Below are 248 nucleotides of genomic sequence, written 5' to 3'. Positions count from 1 at the left end.
CGCCGAAAAAGTCGGCGACGTGGGGAAGGCGGTCGAAGAACTTTCCGGCGTTGGTCTCGTTGGCGAACCAGAGCGAGCCAGAGAGTGCAAGGAGCAGGAAAACCAGGCCCCCGATCGTGTAAAGGCGCCGGCGAGCGGCGAGGTCGCGCCAGTGCCGTTCGACAGTGGCTCCCTCCGATGAAAGCGCAGGCGCGCGGTAAACGTCGGTCGCACTCATTTATCGATCCCCGGCCCTGATTCGGCAACGC

1 pseudogene is annotated in these 248 nt (G+C 64.1%); it reads right to left on the bottom strand.

Annotated elements, in window-relative coordinates:
- Window positions 1-217 (bottom strand): annotated as a pseudogene (locus E5W87_RS30960) (phosphonate ABC transporter, permease protein PhnE); the annotation flags it as partial.
- Window positions 218-248: the final 31 nt, after the last annotated feature.

The organism is Mesorhizobium sp., from assembly GCF_004962925.1.
Classification (GTDB): domain Bacteria; phylum Pseudomonadota; class Alphaproteobacteria; order Rhizobiales; family Rhizobiaceae; genus Mesorhizobium.
Note: the sequence above shows the minus strand (reverse complement) of the source record. Positions and strands in the feature narration are given on the sequence as shown.